The 21,567-nt window shown below is 59.4% G+C and carries 9 protein-coding genes; 5 read left to right on the plus strand and 4 right to left on the minus strand.

Annotation, left to right across the window (positions count from 1 at the left end):
- Window positions 1–29 precede the first annotated feature (29 nt).
- Genes CR254_RS08455 through CR254_RS08465 form a run of 3 tightly spaced genes read left to right on the plus strand, consistent with a single transcriptional unit; the run spans window position 30 to window position 13,587 of the window.
- Window positions 30–11,723: a hypothetical protein gene (locus CR254_RS08455; RefSeq protein WP_097929402.1), complete on the plus strand. Its 11,694-nt coding sequence runs from the start codon at window positions 30–32 to the stop codon at window positions 11,721–11,723.
- Between the two features lie 15 nt (window positions 11,724–11,738).
- Window positions 11,739–12,593, plus strand: coding sequence for a hypothetical protein (locus CR254_RS08460; RefSeq protein WP_097929403.1), 855 nt, complete (start codon window positions 11,739–11,741; stop codon window positions 12,591–12,593).
- Window positions 12,580–13,587, plus strand: a complete 1,008-nt coding sequence (locus tag CR254_RS08465) for a radical SAM protein (RefSeq protein ID WP_219617995.1) — start codon at window positions 12,580–12,582, stop codon at window positions 13,585–13,587. The genes CR254_RS08460 and CR254_RS08465 overlap by 14 nt, the downstream gene beginning before the upstream one ends.
- Here CR254_RS08465 and CR254_RS08470 read toward each other — a convergent pair.
- The 3 genes from CR254_RS08470 to CR254_RS08480 all read right to left on the minus strand — a co-directional run bounded on the left by CR254_RS08470 (window position 13,579) and on the right by CR254_RS08480 (window position 17,132).
- Window positions 13,579–15,021 (minus strand): aldehyde dehydrogenase family protein, encoded by a 1,443-nt coding sequence (locus tag CR254_RS08470; protein WP_097929404.1) that lies wholly within the window; start codon window positions 15,019–15,021, stop codon window positions 13,579–13,581. The two genes, CR254_RS08465 and CR254_RS08470, sit on opposite strands and share 9 nt — an antisense overlap.
- Window positions 15,022–15,090: 69 nt before the next feature.
- Window positions 15,091–16,461: a sensor histidine kinase gene (locus CR254_RS08475; protein ID WP_097929405.1), complete on the minus strand. Its 1,371-nt coding sequence runs from the start codon at window positions 16,459–16,461 to the stop codon at window positions 15,091–15,093.
- Entirely contained in the window at window positions 16,461–17,132 is a 672-nt protein-coding gene (locus tag CR254_RS08480; RefSeq protein WP_097929406.1) for a winged helix-turn-helix domain-containing protein, read from the minus strand. Before CR254_RS08480 ends, CR254_RS08475 begins: the two co-directional genes overlap by 1 nt.
- A gap of 155 nt (window positions 17,133–17,287) precedes the next feature.
- On the opposite strand from CR254_RS08480, the gene CR254_RS08485 reads away from it, so the two are divergent.
- On the plus strand, window positions 17,288–18,397 hold the full coding sequence (locus tag CR254_RS08485; RefSeq protein ID WP_097929407.1) for a trypsin-like peptidase domain-containing protein: 1,110 nt from the start codon (window positions 17,288–17,290) through the stop codon (window positions 18,395–18,397).
- Between the two features lie 158 nt (window positions 18,398–18,555).
- Window positions 18,556–20,763: an NADP-dependent isocitrate dehydrogenase gene (locus CR254_RS08490; RefSeq protein WP_097929408.1), complete on the plus strand. Its 2,208-nt coding sequence runs from the start codon at window positions 18,556–18,558 to the stop codon at window positions 20,761–20,763.
- 53 nt (window positions 20,764–20,816) lie between these two features.
- Here CR254_RS08490 and CR254_RS08495 read toward each other — a convergent pair whose 3' ends face one another.
- Entirely contained in the window at window positions 20,817–21,518 is a 702-nt protein-coding gene (locus CR254_RS08495) for a GntR family transcriptional regulator (protein ID WP_097929409.1), read from the minus strand.
- Between the last annotated feature and the right edge of the window lie 49 nt (window positions 21,519–21,567).

Here is a 21,567-nt window from a genome sequence, read left to right on the forward strand (position 1 = left end):
CCCCTCGGCTTTCGACAAGGACAGCAAATATGACGTTCCATACCCCCCGCAAATCGCTTGCCCTGCATACTGCAATTGTTGGCCTCGGCCTAATGAGCTTTCCGGTTATTGCACATGCAGGCAGTTGCGATACTCCGGTCAGCCCGAATACGGTGATCTGTAGCGGGGCGCCCGATAATGTTAACGACCGGACATACACAACTGTTGGGGGTGGCTCCGGCACGTTGGTTGTAAATGCGGGCGCGGGTTTGGACACGACCGGTTCGGCCGGTGTGCGTGATGAGGATGCGCTGCGCGTCGTTGCCGGTGGTGAGGTTGGGGGCAACTGGACCACCACAATCGCGGCGACGGGGTCGCTGACCTCGAATGATAATGCGCTGGTTCTGTCGCCGTTGGGGAATTTCGACGAAAGCTTCGTTCAGACTGTAAATGTCAATGGTACTTTGCAGGGGGGTAGCGAAGCAGGCTTTGACGGGATGGGAATCCTGCTGGTCAATCAGCCCCGTGCCAGTGGTGGCGCCGGTGGCAGCAGTGATATCAGTGCGGTCATTAATGTTGGTGCGACCGGTTCTGTATTGGGTACGACGGGTTCGATCCAGTCGCTGACCTCGCAGACATTCTCATTAAACAATGATGGTATCGTGACTGCGACCAGCGGTCCGGCGGTTTCGGTGGTTGGGGGTGATCTGACGCTGGATAACTCCGGTTCGATCACGGGCACGACCGGTGGATTTTCGGGTGATACAACCGGCGCTGTTTCGGTGGATAACTCGGGCAACATTACAACAACGAATAACGCCGCGTTGAGTGTGGCCATCACCGGCAACGATGAGCTGGATAATGGTGAACTGCGCACAATTACCAATACTGGCACCATCACCTCGACCAACGGGTTGGCGGTTGATGTCAGCAATACGCAATCCATGGATCAGCTACGGGTTCTGACACTGGATCTGGGTGGTACGGTTGATGGCGGCGCGCGGTTGGCCTCTTCCGATGGGGATGCGCGGATCACGGTTAACGGGGCTGTGTTGAATGACGGCACCGGTCTGGAGGTCAGCGGCGCGGGCAATACAGATATTCTGGTTTCCGGTGTTGGTGGTGTTGCGTCCAGCGCTGGAACCGGTATCACGCAAACAACAACCGGTACGGGCGGCATCGACTTTACGGTCATGAATGGCGGCTCTGTGCAGGGTGCGACCGGTGGTGCGAACTTTACCAATAATGGTTCCGGCGCGGTTGATATTGACGTTTCGGACACGATTGGCTCCAGCGCGGGAACCGCTCTGACGGTTGCGGATACTGTTGCGGGCGCTGGTACAACTATCGACCTCTTGGCAAACTCCAGCGTATCGGGTGCAACAGGTGGTGTATCCGTTACGGCAAATGGTGCGGGCGCATTGATGGCTGACCTCGACGGGGCCGTTTCAGGAACGGGTGCATCCAGTGTTGGCGTTAATATTGTTGCGGGCGGGTCCAATACCTCAACCGTGGTTTCGCAGGCGTCTGGTGGCAGCATTACGGGCGGCGCACAGGCGTTGAATGTTACCAATGGCGCAGCTGGATCGACGACCACTGTCACGTTAAATGGCGATGTCACACAGACCACAGCGGGAGCAGCGGATGCGGCCATTTCGGTTGCGACAACCGGTGCGGCAGGTGATTTGGCGTTAACGCTGAATGGCGAGGTGACTGGAACTGCAACGGGTGGTTCGCTGGTTCACGTCGATAATGACGGCGCAGGTGCTGCCGTGGTGACATTGGGCGGCAACTTCGAGGTTGGCGCTGGCAGCACTGCTGGCTCAATCCTGGACATTGACGGGGCTGCCGGCTCCACCGGTGTTACGCTGGATGTGCAGGCTGGTACGGCGATTGCCAGCACGAATGGCGATGCGATCAATATCGCGGCTGAGGGTACGGGCATTGTTGACGTTGATATCGCGCGCAGTGTGACCGGTGTTGGTGGTGACGGGTTGGAGGTAACAACCGGTGCCGCCGCGACCGGAGTTGATATCGACATTGCAGCCGCCGGAACAATCGATGGCAGCACTTCGGCGATTAATGCGACGCATAACGGAACGGGCGACCTGGCCATCGATGTGGCGGGTACGGCTGGCAATATCCTCGCGACCACTGGTGCGACGGCGGATAATGTTAGCGTCGGGTCCACGGGTGCATCGGGCACTATGGGCACGATTACGGTGAACCATGCCGGTACTGGGGCGGCGACAGTTGATCTGGACAAAACCGGTGCTGCTGGCGCGATCAGCGTGACAACCACCGCAGGTACAACCGCGACCGTCACGAGCGAGAGTGCTGTGACCGCGGCGGCGGGTAACGGAATTGATGTGGATCACGGCGGTTCGGGGTTGGCCTCGGTCACGTCAAATGGTGCCGTTGCGGCGGCGTCTGGAACCGGCATCGCGGTTGAAACCACTGGTGACGGCCTGTCGATCGTGACGGGTGCAGGCGGTACTGTCAGCGGACAAGTCGGTATTTACGCCACGAATAATGGTACGGGCACGACCACTTTAACAACGGGTGACGCTGTTACCTCGACTGGCGGTTTTGCCGTTGGTGTTGTTGGTGGTGCGGGCGCGACGGATGTTGCGGTCACGACCAATGGCACGGTGGCCACAACTGGCGCGACGGACGCGATTAACGTGCTGAACAGCGGCACGGGAACAACCACAGTTGCTGTGAACAATACGGCGACCTCCGCGCTGGCATCGGCTGTCGGCGTGACAGCAGGCGCGGCCGCGACTGGCGATGTGACTGTTACCAGCGGTGCGGCAGGTGATGTAACTGGCGCGAGCACTGGTGTCGCCGTTGCGAATAATGGCTCGGGTAGCACGATCATTGATCTGGATGGCGATGCGGCGGGCGGAACAGGCAGCGGGTTGAGCGCGACGAACGCGGCTTCGGCGCAGGACATGACGGTTACGACGGCTGGCACGGTTTCCAGCACATCCGCGACCGCAGTGACGATCAATAATGGCGGGACAGGCAGCACGACCTACACGGCTGAGGGCGCAGTAACCGGTGGTACTGGCGGTATCGTGTTGAGCGGCGCAGGCACGACGACAACACTGACGACGTTTGCCACGGGTGATGTTTCTGCGACGACAACGGGTGTTTCGGTTGCGAACACCGGGTCTGGTTTGACGACCGTGGATCTGGCGGGTGATGTTATTTCTACCGGAGCGCAGGGCGTTGAGGTCAGCAATGCGTCCACGGCGGCTGGCGTTAGCTTTGCATCCTCGGGCGCGGTTTCGTCGGGGGCTGCGGGTCAGGCTATCGGCATCGAAACGTTGAGCACAACAGACGGCCAGATCACCGCGTCGATTACGGGCGCAGTGACAGGTGGCACGGGCGGTGGCGTTGCGTTGAGCAACCAGCAGGGCGACTTGACCCTGACCTCCGGTGCGGGTGGTGATATTAGTGCCAGCGGCGTTGGTATCTCGCTGGTTCAGGCGGATCAGGGCGGCGCGGTTAGCGCGACATTGGACGGCACTGTTGCCTCTAGCGGTGAGGATGCGATCTCGGTCACTTCGGTGGGTGCGGGTACGGTTACCATCGTTGCAAATGATACGGTTTCTGCGACCAGCGGCGATATTGATGATGTGGCAATTGATGTCACGCAAAGCGGCGCAGGTGCGGTTTCGGTGACGACAAATGCTGCAACCTCGGGTGGCCGTGGTGTGGTGATTTCGAATGTCGGCGATGGCGCCAGCGATGTGACCATCAACAACACGGATACGCTGACCGGTACTGCGGGTTCGGCGATTTCGGTTGCTGCGGGCGGCGCAGGCAATCTGGTGACCGGTCAAATTCTGATCGACGTCGATGCGGCAGTGCAGGGCGGTGGTTCGGAGGCGGCGATCGCCGTGATCAACACGACAGATTCGGCCCAGAATGTCAGCGTTGTTGCCGATGGCAGCATTGCAGCGACAGGTACGGGCGATGTGATCGCGATCACGCAATCGGCTTCCTCAACCGGTGACTTGGTTGTTAGCACGAATGCAGGCGGCACGCTGAGCGCGGGCACTGGCGATGTTCTGGTTGCGACGAATGACGGCTCGGGCCTGATCGATGTGGATATCGCTGATGCGGTGACCGGATCGGGCGCAGGCTTCACAATGAGTAGCGCGACCGGCGGCATTTCCTTTGAGAATACGGCGGCCGGTACGATTGCGGTTGTTGGGGACGCGATTACCGCGACCAATGCAAATGCTGCAACAACGACGCTGATCGATATAAATGTCGATGGCGCGGTCAGCAGTTCTTCGGGCATGGGTGTTGTTACATCCAACCTGAATGCGGACACGGATATTGATATTTCCGCTGCGGTTTCCGCGGCAGGTACAGTTGTGCAGGCCCGTGCAACTGGTGGGGATATCGATGTGAACACCGCTGCTGGCGGCACGTTAACGACGGCTGGCAGCAATATCGGCATCGACGCCAGTGCTGCGGATGGCAATGTCACGATTGGTACGCTGGATACGATTACGGCGGGCAACGGTATTGCGGCGGCTGTCACCAGCGGCAGTGGCGATATTGCCCTGACGGTTGGCGCGGCGATTAACGGTACGAATGCTGCTGGATCGACCGGTGTAGCAGCGAATAATGCGGCGGCGAACGGCTCAATCTCACTTTCCAATACTGCGGCGGGCGCGATTAGCGGGTTTGAGACGGGCATCGACCTTGAAACGGCTGCGGGCACAGGCACCGTTACCGTTGATCTGGCGGGGGCTGTTACCGGTACGGATACAGGTGCGACGCTGCATCTGCGCAATGATGGCGGTTTGGACTTCGATCTGAGTGCGGCATTGTCGGGCGGCACGGGCAGCGGGCTGGAGGTGATCGGCGATTCAGGCCTGGGCCTGCTGGATATCGATTTGGCGGCTGGTGGCGATGTGTCCGGTGCGACGGGTATTGTGCTGAACGGTGGCGCGGCGGTTGATCTGGATTTCGCATCGGCAGTCACATCCACGGCGGGCTCGGCGATTGCGGTGACCAACCGGACATCGGGTCAGGCTGTTGCGATTGATGGCACGGCTGCGTCCTCTGTTTCAGCTACTGGCGGCGACGGTATCGTGGTGGGCAACCCTGCGGATATGGCGCAATCGAACTTCGGCGACATCACGATTACTATGGATGGAACCGTCACTGCGGATCAGGACGGTATTGATGTTGCACAGGCTGGCAGCGGCGCGGTTACGATCACGCAAGGCGGCACACTGTCCGGCGGTGAGGACGGGATCGAGGTCGTCAACAGTGGCGACGGCAATACAACAATCAACACCACCGGCACCGTGACCGCGGCTGACCGTGCGATTGCTGCGACGGGTACCGGTAACGGCAATGTCGAACTGGATATCGACGCCGATGTTACCGGCACAGGAACGGCCACGGTTGTTACGGCCTCCTCGACGGGAACCGGCAATGTGCTGGTTGAGCTGGACGCGGCGGTCACTGGTGCGACGGCACTTAACGGTGTTAAAATTGACAACAGCAATGCAGGTACTGTGACCTTCATTGCGGGTGCTGATGGCGACATCACAGCGAGCCAAGTTGGCCTGAATGTTTCGAACACGGCAGGTACGGCAACGCTGATCGATTCAGATGGTGATATAACCGGTGATTCTGGTGTTGTTGTGTCGGCCACGGGTACGGCGGCGGGTGCCACAACGCTGGATCTAGGCGGTGCAATTACCGCGCGTACGGAAGACGGGATTCTTGTCGAGGCAGGGAATGGTGGGTTGCTGGATGTTACCGTATCCGGTGCTGTTACTGCCGCCGATGATGGCTTGATTGCATCCAATTCCGGTGGGACGAGCAGTGCGATCACGCTGACATCTAGCGGTTCGATCAACAGCGCGGATATGGGCATTTTCCTGCGGCATAACGGCAGTGGGGCTGCGCGGATTGATGTTGATGGTACGGTTACGACCACAGGGAGCATAAACTCGGCTGTGCTGCTGGATTCCAAATCGAACTCCACCACTGCGACGGTCGATGTTACCAATAATATCACTAGCGGGGATGCTGGGGTTGAGCTGCTTCATGCCGGTTCCGGCCTGGGTGAAGTCACTGTCAGCAATAATGCTGCGATCAACGGGGCAGCAGGCGATGCGGTTACTGTTTCCGTCTCGACAGGTGCAACGCGGGTTGCCACGACCGCAGGAACGTCACTGACAGGTTCGGATGCGGGTCTGGCTGTTGAGGGGAATGGCGCGGATCTGGTCACTGTCGATATTGACGGGACTGTTACGGGCACGGCGGAGCAGGGCGTTCTGGTGACGCAAGGTGCGGCCGGTACCGGTATGGATATCGACATTGATGGTGCAGTTTCCGGCGGGCTTGAGGGGTTGTCGCTAACCAGTGCCGGTTCGGGCGTCATGGATGTTGATATCACGGCGGCAGTGACTGGCGGCACAGATGGTGCGCTGATTTCCAGCACAGGTATGGCGGCGGTTGATCTGGATACCTCCGCTGCGATAATCGGTGCAGATGGAAACGGCGTTGAGATTCAGGCTTCGAATACCGGGTCTGGTGTAAATGCGGATATCAATGCCGCGGTTCAGGGTAGCGGTGCGAATTCCGGTATCTTGATCAACAATGCAGGCACGCAATCTGCTGAAACGACATTGCTGCTGGATGGAGCGGTTACTGTTGATACCGCTGCTGCTGGCTCGACCGGTGTGTCGATCACGCAATCAGGCGGTGCTGCGGGCAGCGACGTCACGGTTACTACCGGTTCGGCAGGAACGATTAGCGGCGGGTTCACGGGTCTGCTCGTCAATACGCAAACTGGTGCTGCGACGGATATCGACATTGCGGGCGCAATCACGCTGACCGGCGCCAGCGCGGCTTCGGATGCGGGGATCAAGGTCACCCATGCAGGCACAGGCGCGTTGACGCTGGACACAACCGCTGCGATTTCGATCGCAGGGACTGGCAATGGTATCGTTCTGAGTTCGACCAGCGGCACGGCAAGCACTGCGAATATCGGTGCAATGGTTGATGCGGGTGGATCCGGCATCAACACATCGGTTTCGGCCAATGGTGCGGATGGCGATCTGGCGCTGACGACGACGGCTGATGTGATTGCACGCGCTGGTGACGGCGTGACGGCAACACAGTCCGGAGCAGGTGCGACAACGCTTATCCTGTCCAATGTTCAGGCCTCAACCAATGGCGTTGTGGTCAACAGCACGGATGCAGCCAGCACGGCCGCAACGCAAGTTACCCTGAACGGAGACGTGACGGGTATTGGTGGAACGGGCAATCGCGCCAGCGGCAACGGCGTCTTGGCTTCGGTGGCTGGTTCGGGTGCTCTTACTGTTGTTGTCAATGGCAGTGTTGAAACCACCGGTAACGGTGTGACGGCGAATAACATGTCGATGGGCGATGTGACGGCAACGATTTCTGCTACGGGTAGCGTGGATTCCAGCGCCCAGGGCATGATGATCAGCAGCGTTTCTGGCGATGTAACTGTGACAACGGATGGCGCTGTATCTGGCGCGACCGGCGGTATCAGCGCGGTGGCCAGCACGGGAACGGCCAATGTCGATGTGAACGCGGCTGTCACCTCGACCGGTGGTGTTGGTGTCAATGTTCAGGCCGAGGATTCGATCCTCGCGGATATTTCGGGTGCAGTAACGGCCGATGGTACTGCACTGCAATTCGTGAACACTGGTACTGCCAGCGCGGCGGAGATGAATACTGTTAACGTTAGCGGTGCGATCACTTCGACCTCAGGTAAGGGCCTGACGCTGAGCTCGGCTTCGGCTCCGGTTGATATCGACCTGTCGGCAGCAATGATCGCACAGACCGGCGGTATCGAAGTTGCCACAACAAATGCGGCTACAACGGTTGATTCGACTGCTGCGGGGACTATCACCACGACCTCGGGCGCGGCGATCAGCGTGAATTCCGGCACGGCGCAAACGACGGTAACGACTGCGGGTGCGGTTTCCGGTGCAACTGGTATCGATGTGACGGCGGGCATTGCTGATGTCACAACGAATGGCACGGTAACGGCGACGACAGGCGCGGCGATCACCACGACGGGTTCGGTTTCTACAACTGTCGAAGCCAATGGCGCGGTTCAGGGTGTAACGCAGGGTATCAGCGCGACATCGGCTGGCGAGGTCATCATAACGGCAACCGATACGGTTACGGCAACGGGTGGCGACGGGATTGTGGCACGCTCAACCGCTGCTGGAATTGCGCTGACCACCTCGGATCAAGTGACCGGATCGGTGAATGGTATCGTTGTTGGCAATACCGCGGATGCTGGAACCGGCGACTATATTGTTGATGTGAGCGGCGGGGTTGAGGGCACCTCGGGCATCGGTATTGATGTTAATCAGGCCGGAACCGGTGCGGTTGATATCGACGTTGCTGGCGCGGTTGTGTCCGGCACGACGGGCATTGATGCACAGATGACCAACGCGGCCTCAACAGCAGCGCTGGATGTTACGACAACTGCGGCAGGTACCATCACCTCGGGTGGTGATGCGATCATTGCCGTGAATGCTGGCAGTGGCGCGACGAATATTCTGGTGCAGGGTGCGATTGATGCCACCGGTACCGGCGTAAACGCGGCTGCGGATGGCGGCGGGGTGCTGAACTTCTCGAACACCGGAACGGGTACGATCACTTCCGATGCCGCCGGTGTTCAGTTGAGCACGACAAATGCCGATGCAACGATCACTGTTGATGCGGCTATCGATGCCGCGACCTCGGGTGTGGTTACGGTGATAACCGGTTCTGGCGGGCTGAGCTTCAGCAACTCGGCAGCGATTGATGCCGGTACCGGTGCGGCGGTTAGCCTGCTGGCGCAAACCGGCGCTGTAACTGCCACGATTGATGGTGCATTGGGCCAGAGCGCCGGTGCGACGGCGACTACAGGTCTGGATATTACAACAGCCGGTGCGATCGTCGCGGATGTAAACGCCGCGATTGATGTGATCGGGGATGCGCTGTCAGTCACGCAAAATGGCAATGGCACGGTTGATGTCGATCTGGATGCCGGGCTGACCAGTAGCACGGGTGCGGTTGCGAATATCGTGAATACTGGCACCGCACTGACGGATGTGGACATTGCGTCTGGAACAGTATCGTCGGGTATTACCGGTATTTCGATTGATAGCGGCGCTGCTGGTACAGGTGCGGTTGACGTTGATGTTGCGGGTTCGGTCAGCGCCACAGGCGGATCGGCACTGAGCGTTTCCTCAACCGCGACTGGTACGTCGACAACAGTGAATGTTGCCAGCACAGGTACATTGGACGGTTCGACCACTGGTCTCAGCGTGTCGGAGGTTGGCGCGCCGGTTGATGTGGATATTGCGGGAACTGTACTGGGGGGAACGACTGCCGCTGAAATCACCGGTGCTGGCAGCGCGATTGATATTGATCTGGCGGGAACTGCGGTCGTGACTGGAGCGACCAATGGTGTTGTCGTCACATCGGGTGCGGCAACAGCCATTACCGCCGATATTTTGAGTGGTGCGAGTGTTACCGGCACGAGCGGTTCGGCGCTTGCATTCGAGGTGAACGGCACATCAACGCTGGCCCTGAATATTGACGGAACGGCGTCGGGCGATACCGGTTTGACCCTATCGGGAACAACCAGTGAGAAGGCTGTCGTGACGGTTGACGGATCGCTAACCGGTACAGGTGGCACGGCGATTGATGCGGGCGGTCTGGAGCTGGACCTGACGGTTGATGGCACGGTTGTCGGCAGCATCGTTGGCGGTGCACCGGGATCGACGCTGGAGTTCACCTCGGGCACGATCACGGGTGATGTGACACTCGGGGCTGGTGTGGATACGCTGAACCTGGGCACGGTTAGCGTGACAGGCAATGTCAGCACGGGCGGCGGTAGCGATGTCGTCAATATGACCGATGGCACGCAGCGCATTGGTACAGATGGTGGTGCCACGGATCCAAAGCTGGATCTGGGCGCGGATGACGATCAGCTGAACGTGGCCGGTACTGGTGGTGCATTTGACGATGTAGACGGCAACGGCATTCTGGACGTGCGCGAAAGCGGATCGAACGCACCGTTGTTCACTGCCTCGGGCGGGGTGGGGACCGATACGATTACGATCACGGGTGCGAATACCTCGGCTGAGGCATTCGAGGGCTTTACCGAGTTTGAAACCTTGCAGCTGACCAATACTCGCTTCGACACCGCGCAGGTTGGTGGCACGCAGCGCACGATGGTGTTCGAGAACATCGTGATCGGTGCCGGATCGACCCTGATCGCGGATGGCAATTCGCCAATGCGGACCGAGGTTATCGGCAACGTCACCAATGGCGGCATTGGCATCGACCTGCGGGATCAGACGCTGGGCGTCGTGGATGCGGTGGCGACAGATGGTGATGATGCGCTGGTGATCGGTGCCGATTATATCGGTGACGGTGGCAAGATTTATCTGGACGTCGCACTGGATGCCACTGGCGACGGAGCGGCGGATGGGACGGCTAACCCCGATACGCCGGATTCCGATCTGATCGTGATCAACGGCAATGTCAGCGGCACATCGACTGAGATTGTGATCAACGATATCGGCAACGGTGTCGGCTCACTGACCAGCGCGACCGGTATTGTACTGGTTGAGGTTGGCGGAACAGCATCGGCGACCGACTTTACCATTGAGGGTGGAGAGATCGCCACGGCAGGCTTCCTGTACAAGCTCGACTTTACCGGTACTGCATTCGTGTTGCGGTCCGAGGTAACGGGCGCGGGGATGCAATATCCGGTCGTGGCCAATGCGGCATTCGGCTTTGGCGCTGAATTGCTGGGCACCGCTGCTGCGCGCAGTGCGGGGCGTCAGGGCTATGGTGAGGGTGCAGGTCTGGGTGAGGTGCAACAGCTTAGCTTCGCCGAGGTTCAGCGCGGCTCGGCTGGTGGTAGCTGGATCCGCTTCCTTGCCTCAACAGGTTCGTCTGATGGGGACATCACGGGTCTGCCAATCTCCGCCAGCTTTGATCAAACCCGCTCCGCCATTCAGGTCGGCTATGATTTCGAGCTGTCACGCGATGCAACCTCAACTGTTATGGGTAGCGTTTCGGGCCATGTTGGGCGGGTCGGACAGGATGGATCGGGCGCAGGTGGAACGCTGCGAACAACGGGCGACGCGAATGTGATCGGTCTGGGCTTCGGCGCGACTTACACAACAAATACAGGCTTCTACATGGATGCTGGTATCAACGTGTCGAGCTATGATTACACCTTCGCAACTGTGGGGGCCGGCAGCGGCACAACGGATGGTATGTCTGCCACGGCCAAGATTGAGGCAGGTCAGCGGATCGATATGGAGGGGTACACCCTTATCCCGCAGGCGCAGCTGACATTGGGCCAAACGCAGATCGACGGCTTCACGGATAATACCGGCGTGGCGGTTGATTTTGACGATGGCAACTTTGCCGAGCTTCGTCTGGGTGTCCGCGCCGAACACGTGCAGGCAAATGGCGGTATGCTGTATGGCGGTGTCGATGTGATCGGCAACCTGTCCGGCCCAACGGATACCACAGTTGCCAGCACCGTGCTGAGCTACGAGGAAGGTGGTGCATCTGTGAAGCTGACCGGGGGTTATCGTTCGGCACCAGCGGGTTCGACCTCCAGCTTCTTTGGTGAGGTCGGGTTTGAAAGCGGTCAGGACCGCAATGAGACGAGCGTGACCGGCGGTGTTTCGCTACGCTTCTAAAACGGGAGCGGCGGGGTGATTGACCTCGCCGCTCACCGATATCGGGCAACGGATCCGGCGCTGGATTTCTGCCTATGGCCCTATGACCGCCCGCAACCCGCGGGCGCGACGGCGCTGCGGACGAGTGCGTTGTTATGGCACAGCTTTGCAGTTGCCGGTGTCACCGAACGGATGGAGCCGTTGGTGCAGGCAATCCGCCAACGCTTTGGCCGGTTTGCAACGGTTTGGGGCGTGAAATGGGACGGTCAGCAGTTGAGCTGGGAGTTCTATTTCTATGACTATGCCCGTCAGGATCGCAGACGGAATATCGCTGATTTTCTGGACGCAACGGCGGAGCAACTAATCAGTGATCTGACGGCACCGGACCATGTGCCATATTTCATGTTCTCGGTTGAGGTGGACGGAAACACCACGTCGCTGGATCAGGTCGATCTGTATATTGGCAATCCCGGTTCGACGGTTTCCTCTGGCATTTGTTACGGGTGGTCATCGCAGGGAATGGAGCTGCGGAATTTCTATTTCTTTTTCGATGCATTGGCCGAGGGCGGCGCCATCCGCGCTAAATTGACCGAGAGCGCGCATATGCTGACGGAGCCTGACGACCTGTCGCCGTGGCTATGGGCGGATGTTCAGGCGCAAACGATTGTTGTTGCGAATAAGCGGCAGCGCGACGGGCTGTATTTTTCGCGGATCGGGGCGGATGATCTGCTGACCTGCCTGCGGCGTCTGAACTATCCGGCGCCGATCTGCTCGTTTTTGGCCGAGCATCGCGATGCGTTAGCGCACCACCTATTTGATGTGGGCTGGGATTGGGAGATGCGTGGCGATGTGCCGGTTCCTGTGAAGGGTAGCTTTTATGGCCTCGTCTGAACCATTTGATATTGAGGCTGCCCTGGCCGCAGTGGCGAGTGATGGCGCGCGCGGTGGTCTGACGACCCCTGCGGAGCGGTTGCGCGATCTGCCGCGCATGTCATTGCGCGACCATGAAAAATACGTGTCCCTGACTATGGAGTTCCGCTGCAATCTGCGGTGCTTGCATTGCATGATTGAGGGCACGATGGACCGTTTGGCCCCCACCACGGATGAGACCTTTTCCCGAATCCTGGCCGATCAAACCGAACATGGCCGGTGGGAGGGGCTGGTCCTGACAGGGTCCGAGGTCACGTTACGCCGCGACCTGCCTGATCTGGCGAAACGCGCGCGGGCGGCGGGGTTCAAGCATGTGCGCATCCAAACACATGGCATGCATCTGGCCCGAACGGATTACGCGGATCGGCTGATTGACGCAGGCGTGGACGAGTTCTTTATCTCCGTGGCGGGGAGCGATGCGGAAAGCCACGATCGGATTGTTCAGGTCAAGGGCGCGTGGGATAAAATGCTGCGCGGGATGGATCACCTCGACAGCTATGACCACGTGAAGATGATCAGCAATTCGGTGGTGACGCAGCTCAGCTATCCGCTGCTGCCCGCGATGGTTGATGCGTTGGCTCATTTGAAACGCTTGGTGCAGATGGAGTTCTGGACCTATTTTCCCATGGCAGAAACGGATGAGAAGGGTTTGGCCGCGCGCAATACCGATATCCTGCCCCCTTTGCGCATGGCAATTGCGCGGGCGCGGGAATTGGGGCGGTTTGTGGAGGTTAAGAACTTCCCCGAATGTTTGCTGGGGCAACAGGCGGATGCGTTGGTAAATGCGCAGCCCCTATTGGTGATTGACCCCGAGTTTTGGACCGAATTTGACCGCAACGACTTTCATCAATGCCCGCATCGTGAGGTGTGTAAATCGACGGAATGTCTGGGGTTGAGCGCGGCCTATGTTGCGAAGTTCGGGGATGAGCGTGATTTGCTGCGTCCCTTAACCTAGGTGCAGATGCGCGCCGCTGATCGATTTGATCTCCTGAAAGGCGCGAATGCCCCAAATTCCGGCCTCGCGCCCCCAGCCGCTGGCGCCGACACCGCCAAAGGGGGCGCCCTGTGCGCGACTGGTTCCGTTGACCTGCACCATGCCCGCATTCAGTGCGCAGGAAACGCGATCGGCGCAGGCCGCATCCGTGGTTTGCACATAAGCGGCCAAGCCGTAGGGGGTCGCATTGGCCAGCGTGATGGCCTCGGCCTCGGTATCAAAGGGGGTCATGGTCAGAACAGGCCCGAAGATTTCCGTCTGGAACAGTGCCATTTCGGGCGTCACATCAGCGAATAGAGTTGGGCGGCTGTAGAAACCACTGTCGATACCAGCGGACAATCCGGTGCTGCCGGCTTCTAGCGATGCGCCCTCGGCTATGCCTTGCTCGATCAGGTTTTGCACGCGTGTGAATTGGGAATGCGAGATTTGCGGGCCAATATGCGGGCCGGTGCGGGCGGGTAGATCGACGGTAATCTCGTTCATGTATTCAGCGGCGAGGGCGACAGCCTCATCGTAGATTGACCGCTCCACCAACATGCGCGAGGCTGCATTGCAGCTTTGCCCTGCATTTCGCACGCAATGGGCGACGCCCTGCCGGATCGCGGTGGGCAGGTCGCAGTCGGCAAAGAGCAGGTTTGCGGATTTCCCGCCCAGCTCCAGGGTTGTCCGCGCGAACCGTTCCGCTGCAACCGTTGCGATTTCGCGGCCTGCGCGGGTCGATCCGGTAAAGGAGATATGGGCGATGCCAGAATGCGCGGCCAGCGCGGCGCCCGTCATACCATCACCGATCAGCAGGTTTACGGTGCCGATCGGCAGGTTTGCGGCCTCACAACATTCCACCAACAGGCCCGCGCTGCGCGAGGCAAGTTCGGACGGCTTCAGCACCACGGGGCATCCGGCGGCCAGTGCAGCGGCCAGTTTTAACACCACCTGATTGATCGGCCAGTTCCATGGGGTGATCAGTGCACTTGGGCCAACAGGCTCGAACCGCACGCGATGCTCGGGGCCACCAAGCGTCTGTTCGGTTAGGGCCGCAGGAATGGCGGCAATCGTTGCGTCCAGATGCACCAATGCGGCGGCGACCTGAGCGTCGCGTGCAAAATCAATCGGTGCGCCGATCTCGTGGCAGATGGTTTGTGCGAATTCCTCGCGCCGTGCGGCGATGTGGTCGCGCAGGGCGGTGAGGGCGTTCAGGCGGTCCGCCTGGGTGCTGTTGTTCCAGCCTGAGGTGCGGGCGGCCAGAACGGCGCGGTTGACCTGATCGCTATCTGCGCGGGCAAATGTGGGGCGTGGCTGCCCTGTCGCCGGATCATGCTGCGCGCCCACGGTTTCGCCATGGCCATGCTCACGCAGGGGGCCGATCAGATTGAGTGGGATAGCGCCAAGTTGTTCCATACACCTGCGTCGACGCCGCAGTGATTTATGTCAAGCCATGCCCCGCCGTCGCATTGACACCGGAACAATTCAAAGCCGTTCGGATGTACCAATCGGCGTGAATACAATCGAAACGCATAGGCCTGGACTGGCGTCGGTCAGGCTGATTTCCGCGTCGTGCAGGGAGGCAATGCTGTTGACCAGACTAAGCCCCAGCCCCGTTCCGGGTGAGGTTCTGCTGCGATCCATTCGGTACAGACGCCGCAGGACCAGATCCCGTTCCGCCTGTGGCACACCGGGCCCGTTATCGGTGACGGTCAGGGTCGGGTGATCGCCCTTTCGCGTCAGGTTTACGATGATGCAGGTGCCGCGCGGCGTGTGGCGGATTGCGTTCTCGATCAGGTTGGCCAAAAGCTGCCCCAGCAGGCCCTTATCACCGTTCACCGCGATATTGGAGGCGTCAACACGCTGAAAGGTCAGGATATGCTCCGCCTCTGATGCGGCAGGTTCGTACAGCTCGGTCAGGGTTTCGCACAGTTGGGACAGGTCGATCCGCTCGAAATTCGCCTTGGGCGATCCGGTTTCGATCCGGGCGATCTGTAGCAGGGCGTGAAAGACGGAGACGATGCCGTCCAGCTCCTCCTTCGCCTTGCCCAGCAAGTCCTGCGAGGGGCCTTGCAGCTCGGGCTGCTGTGACAGATCGCTAAGGTGGACGGCTACCCGCTGGATCGGGGTTTTCAGGTCATGCGCAATGTCCGAGGAAACCTGCTGGATGGCGGTCATGGATTCCTGTTGTGCGTGAGCCATCGTGTCAATCTTGCGCGCGATGGCGGACAGATCGGCGGGCCAGTGTTTTGTCGGTCCGACCCGCGCGGTTAGGTCCCCGCTTGTCAGGTGCCCCAATGTACCGCTGATCGTGGCGACATGGCGTGCACTGCGCCGCGACAGGTATAATCCGCCTGATAGGGCAATCAGCACTGTCGGCACGAGGCTGAGCCCCAGCACGCGCAAGAACACATCGCGCAGAGCGTTAATCTCCCTCAAATTGCGGGCAATGGTCAGGTGCCCACCGCGCATGGAGGCGGTCAGCGACATATATTGCCCCTCGATCAAGGGGTTGTCGGGGATGCCGGTCAGAATGTGATAGCCGTCCTCGTCCCGCGAGATCATCGCATTGCCGAAATGGCGTCGGTTGGGTGCCAGATAGCTGAGGACCATACGCTCAGGATCAGTTGCCTGTGCCTCGGCCTCAACCAATTGCGCGAGGGCGAGTGCGTTGGGCGCGGCGCGGAAACCGGCCATATCTTGGGTCAAATCCGCCTGCATCGCCTGTTGAAAGGAGCGTTGCGTGATCAGATATGTCGCGCCAAGGCTGATCAGGCTGACCATCGTAAACAACGCCACCAGCGCCAGTGCCAGTTGCACCGGCATGGATCGAAACTGGGTGGGCAGACGGGGCATTATGCGTCGATCCTGTAGCCGGAGCCGCGCACGGTGTGGATCAGCTCGGTTTTGAACGGCCGGTCGATCTTGCCGCGCAGGCGGCTAATGTGGGTTTCAACTACATTGGTGGCAGGATCGAAGCTGATATCCCACACGGCCTCCAGCAACATGGTGCGGGTCTGAACACGCCCCTTGCGCCGCAGCAAATGTTCCAGCAGTGCGAATTCGCGGGGTAGTAGCGGGATTTCGATGCCGTCACGGGTTACGCGGCGGGCGATCAGGTCCATTTTCAGGTCGGCAACCTCAAGGATGGTTTCCTGCTCAACACTCTGCGCGCGACGGGCCAGCGCGGCGACGCGGGCGGATAGCTCTCCGAAGGCGAAGGGTTTGACGAGATAATCATCACCACCGGCGCGCAACCCCTCGATCCGGTCCTCGACACTGCCCAGCGATGTCAGGAACAGGACCGGGGTGCGATTGCCCGCGCCGCGCAGGGTTTTGACCAATGTCATGCCGTCTACCTCCGGCACCATGCGGTCCACGATCAGCACGTCATATTGCGCAGAGGTCCCCTGTATCAGCGCGTCACGGCCGCTGGTGACCAGATCGACGCGGTGGCCCTCCTCACGCAGGCCGCGCGCGATATAGGACCCTGTCGTTTCGTCATCCTCAACCACCAGTAGCTTCATCTGTCTCGTTCCCTGTTACCCCCTATAAACATTGGGCATTGCAGGAGTTGTGCAAGCCTGCGGTGGAATCTAACAAATTTGTATAGCGTAGGGCAGGTCACTGTCAGAAACGGACCCAATATCTGTTGTCATCACAGAATGCATGGAGCATCGAAATGACACAGTTTAACGCAAAATCCCGCACCGCATCGTTGGCCTTTGCGGCGGCACTCGGCTCGGTCAGCGTGCTTGCACTTGCCCCCACGGCGGCGCTGGCGGTTCCTGCGGGCGGATATGCCGATCTGGTCGAGGAAGTTTCCCCCAGCGTCGTTTATATCGAAGTAACCGGCATGGCGACCGAGGTCGATTTCAAGAACCAGTTGCCGGAAAACATGCCCGATGATCTGCGCCGCCGGTTTGAGGAGCTGATGCCGGACAGTCAGCGCTCCACTCCGACGCATGGGCTTGGCTCGGGGTTCATCATTTCCGAGGACGGTCAGATCGTAACGAACCACCACGTCATCGACGGCGCGGCAACGGTGATGGTGAAACTGTCCGATGGTCGTAATTTGCAGGCAACCGTGGTGGGCAGTGACCCGCTGACCGATATCGCATTGCTGCATGTGGATGCTGAGGATTTACCTGCGATCGAGTTCGGTAGCTCGGCCCAGATGCGCCCTGGGGATGAGGTTTTTGCAGTGGGTAATCCGTTCGGGTTAGGCGGTACTGTCACCTCGGGGATCGTTTCCGCGATTTCGCGCAATATCAATAGCGGCCCCTATGATGACTTTATCCAGACAGATGCCGCTATCAATCGGGGCAATTCCGGTGGTCCGCTGTTCAATGTTGAGGGTGACGTGATCGGCGTGAATACCGCGATCTATTCGCCTGATGGTGGCTCGGTCGGGATCGGATTTTCTGTCCCATCTGATCTGGTGCAGACGATCGTTGATGATCTGTCCGATGATGGCACGATCACACGCGGTTGGCTGGGCGTTCAAATCCGTCCGATGACTGAGGAGGTTGCCTCGGTTCTGGGATATGACGGCCCACGCGGTGCGGTGGTTGAATCCGTGATGCAGGACAGCCCCGCCGCCGCGGCCGGTTTGGTGAACGGCGATATCATTCTGTCCTTTAACGGTACGGAAATTGACGATTTGCGTGATTTGACCCGCGCGGTTGCCGATACCTCGCCCGATGAAACGGCTCAGGTTGTGGTGCTGCATAAAGGGGCAGAAACGACCTATGACGTTGTGATCGGCACATTGGGCGCGAACGAGGCATAATCTCGCGCATCCGGCAGTGTGGTTTTGCCGCAATGCCGGATGCACAACCGCTGCAGATCATTAAATGTATCCCATTGCACACAGTGAGGGATGCAAATCCCTGCGGATCGGAGTATGAGGGTCCCAAATTCATTGTCCGAACAGTTGAGAGACGCGTCATGCCCAGTTCCGCCACCATCATCTATACCGTCACAGACGAGGCGCCACAGCTCGCGTCCGCATCGCTTTTGCCTATCGTGCGCCGTTTTGCAGCGGGTGCAGGGATTGATGTGGTTGAGCGGGATATCTCGCTGGCGGGCCGAATCCTCGCCACTTTCCCCGAGAGCCTGACCGACGCGCAAAAGCAGTCCGACGATCTGGCATGGTTGGGTGAACTGGTCACGACGGCTGAGGCGAACGTGATCAAGCTGCCAAACATCTCTGCCTCGGTTCCGCAACTGGTTGCGGCTGTGGCGGAATTGCAGGCATCAGGCTATGCCGTGCCCAGCTATCCTGAGAACCCGCAGACGGATGAGGAAAAAAGCATCCGCGCTCGGTTTGACGCAATCAAAGGGTCCGCCGTGAACCCTGTCCTGCGTGAGGGTAACTCCGACCGCCGCGCGCCTGCTGCGGTCAAGGCATATGCCCAATCCAACCCACATTCGATGGGTGCGTGGAGCGCTGATAGCAAAACCCGTGTTTCCACAATGTCGGGCGGCGATTTCTTCTCGAACGAGAAGAGCATCACGCTGGACGCTGCGGCTGATCTGACCATCGTGCACAAAACTGCCGACGGTGAGACAGTGCTAAAGGGCGGTTTGAACCTGCCCGAGGGCACGATCGTTGACGCGACTTACATGAGCCGCACCGCGCTGATGGATTTCCTGCTGGGCGCGATTGATACGACCGCGGCTGATGGCACGCTATTCTCGCTGCACATGAAGGCAACGATGATGAAGGTTTCGGACCCCATCATCTTTGGCCACGCTGTGCGCGCCTATCTCAAGCCGGTCTTCGATAAATACGGTGAGGTTTTGGCCGCCGCTGGTGCGAACCCGAACGGTGGTCTGGGTTCCATGCTGGCCGTGATTGACGGTATGCCGAACGGCGCGGAAATCCGTGCTGACATTGATGCCGTGCTGGGTGAGCGTCCGCCGCTTTACATGGTGAACTCGGATAAGGGCATCACCAACCTGCACGTTCCATCCGATGTTATCATCGATGCGTCCATGCCTGCCGTTCTGCGCGCTGGTGGTAAGGGCTGGGGCCCTGACGGTGCTGAGGGTGACACGAATTGCGTCATCCCTGACAGCTCCTATGCCGGTGTTTATGATGAGAGCGTTAAGTTCTTTAAGGCTAATGGCGCGCTGGACCCTGTCACCGCAGGTACGGTCCAGAATATCGGTCTGATGGCGAAAAAGGCCGAGGAATACGGCTCCCACCCCACCACGTTCGAGATTGCAGCGAACGGCACGGTTGAGGTGCGTTCGGGCGATACGGTCCTGATCTCGCATGATGTTGAGACGGGCGACATCTGGCGCATGGCAACAACACGCCGCGCGGCTGTTGTGAACTGGGTCGAACTGGCGTTGAGCCGTCAGGCCCTGACCGGATACAAGACTGTGTTCTGGCTGGATGCGAACCGTGGCCACGATGCCGAATTGCTCAAGATGATCACGCCACAGATCGAGGCGGCCGGCGCATCTGACAAGGTGTCCGTAATGGCACCACGCGCCGCGACCAAGGATGCGTTCGAGACGATTTTTGCCGGTAAAAACACCATCGCGGTGACGGGCAACGTGTTGCGCGATTACCTGACCGATCTGTACCCGATCCTTGAGGTTGGCACTTCGGCCAAGATGTTGTCGGTTGTGAAGCTGATGAATGGCGGCGGTATGTTCGAGACGGGCGCCGGTGGCTCCGCTCCGAAGCACGTTCAGCAATTGGTTGAGCAAAACCACCTGCGTTGGGACAGCTTGGGCGAATTCTGCGCATTGGCTGAATCCCTGCGTTTCGCGGGTGAAAGCAATGACAGCCTGACGCTCAAGGTTCTGGGCGATACTGCTGATACCGCAATCACCAAGCTGCTGGGTGAGGGGAAATCTCCGGGCCGTAAGGTTGGTCAGGACGATAACCGCGACAGCCACTTCCACTTCGCGCTGTACTGGGCCGAGGCATTGGTCGCACAGACCGACGTGCCTGAGCTGTCTGCTGCATATGCCGATCTGGCAACGGAACTGTCGGCCAAGGCTGACGTGATCCGCGCTGAATTGAAGCAGGGCCGTGGTGAAGCGGTCGATCTGGGCGGGTATTTCCGCACGGATACGGACAAGGTTGCGGCCATCATGCGCCCATCCCCGACGCTGAACGGTCTGATTGACGGCTAAGCCTGTCGCCATTGGCTAAATTGAGGGGCGCATCGTGGAAGCGGTGCGCCCTTTTACGTCTGCGAGGGTTCGAAATAATCCGTATATGTGCTGCGGATCGCGTCCAGAACGTCCAACACGCTGCATATGTGGTTGCGGGTCAGGGTGCGCGCCTGCTGTGTGTCGTGATGTTCAATCGCGGTGATAATCTCGTCATGTTCCTGCATCACCTGTACGCGCCGTTCGGCGGACAGGCTGATATAGCGCACACGGTCCATGTGAGCCTTTTGTTCCTGAATCAGCGGCCAAACATGGCCGTGGCCAGAGATGTTGCACAGGCATTCGTGGAATGCGTCATCATTGGCGTGAAAGCTATGCGCGTCCGCCGCGCTAGATGCGGTTTGCTGTTCATCCATGGTCGCCCGCAATCGCTGCAAGTCGTCGGAGTTGCGATTTTCGCACGCCAAAACGGCGCATTCCCCCTCTAGCGCGGATCGTACAAAAATCGCATCCCGCACGGCCTGTATCGAAATATGCGTGATCAGGGTCGCCCGCTGCGGACGGATGGACAGGAACCCCAATTTCGACAACCGGAAAAACGCATCTCGTACCGGTTGGCGTGAAACGTCGAATTGCTTGGCGATCTCAACCTCGGACACCTTGGTTCCGGGGGGCAGTTGTAGGGAAATCACCGCCTCGCACAGGGACGTGAACACCTGATCTGTCGTTGTCTGGCTCGATTTTTGCTTGGGCGTGAGCAGCGGGGTGTCTGGCATTGCGGGTCCTTTGGTGCAGTTTGTGGCGCGATTGACTCAATATCAAGAC

The organism is Pontivivens marinum (assembly GCF_900231835.1).
In the GTDB taxonomy this organism is placed as follows: Bacteria; Pseudomonadota; Alphaproteobacteria; order Rhodobacterales; family Rhodobacteraceae; genus Pontivivens; species Pontivivens marinum.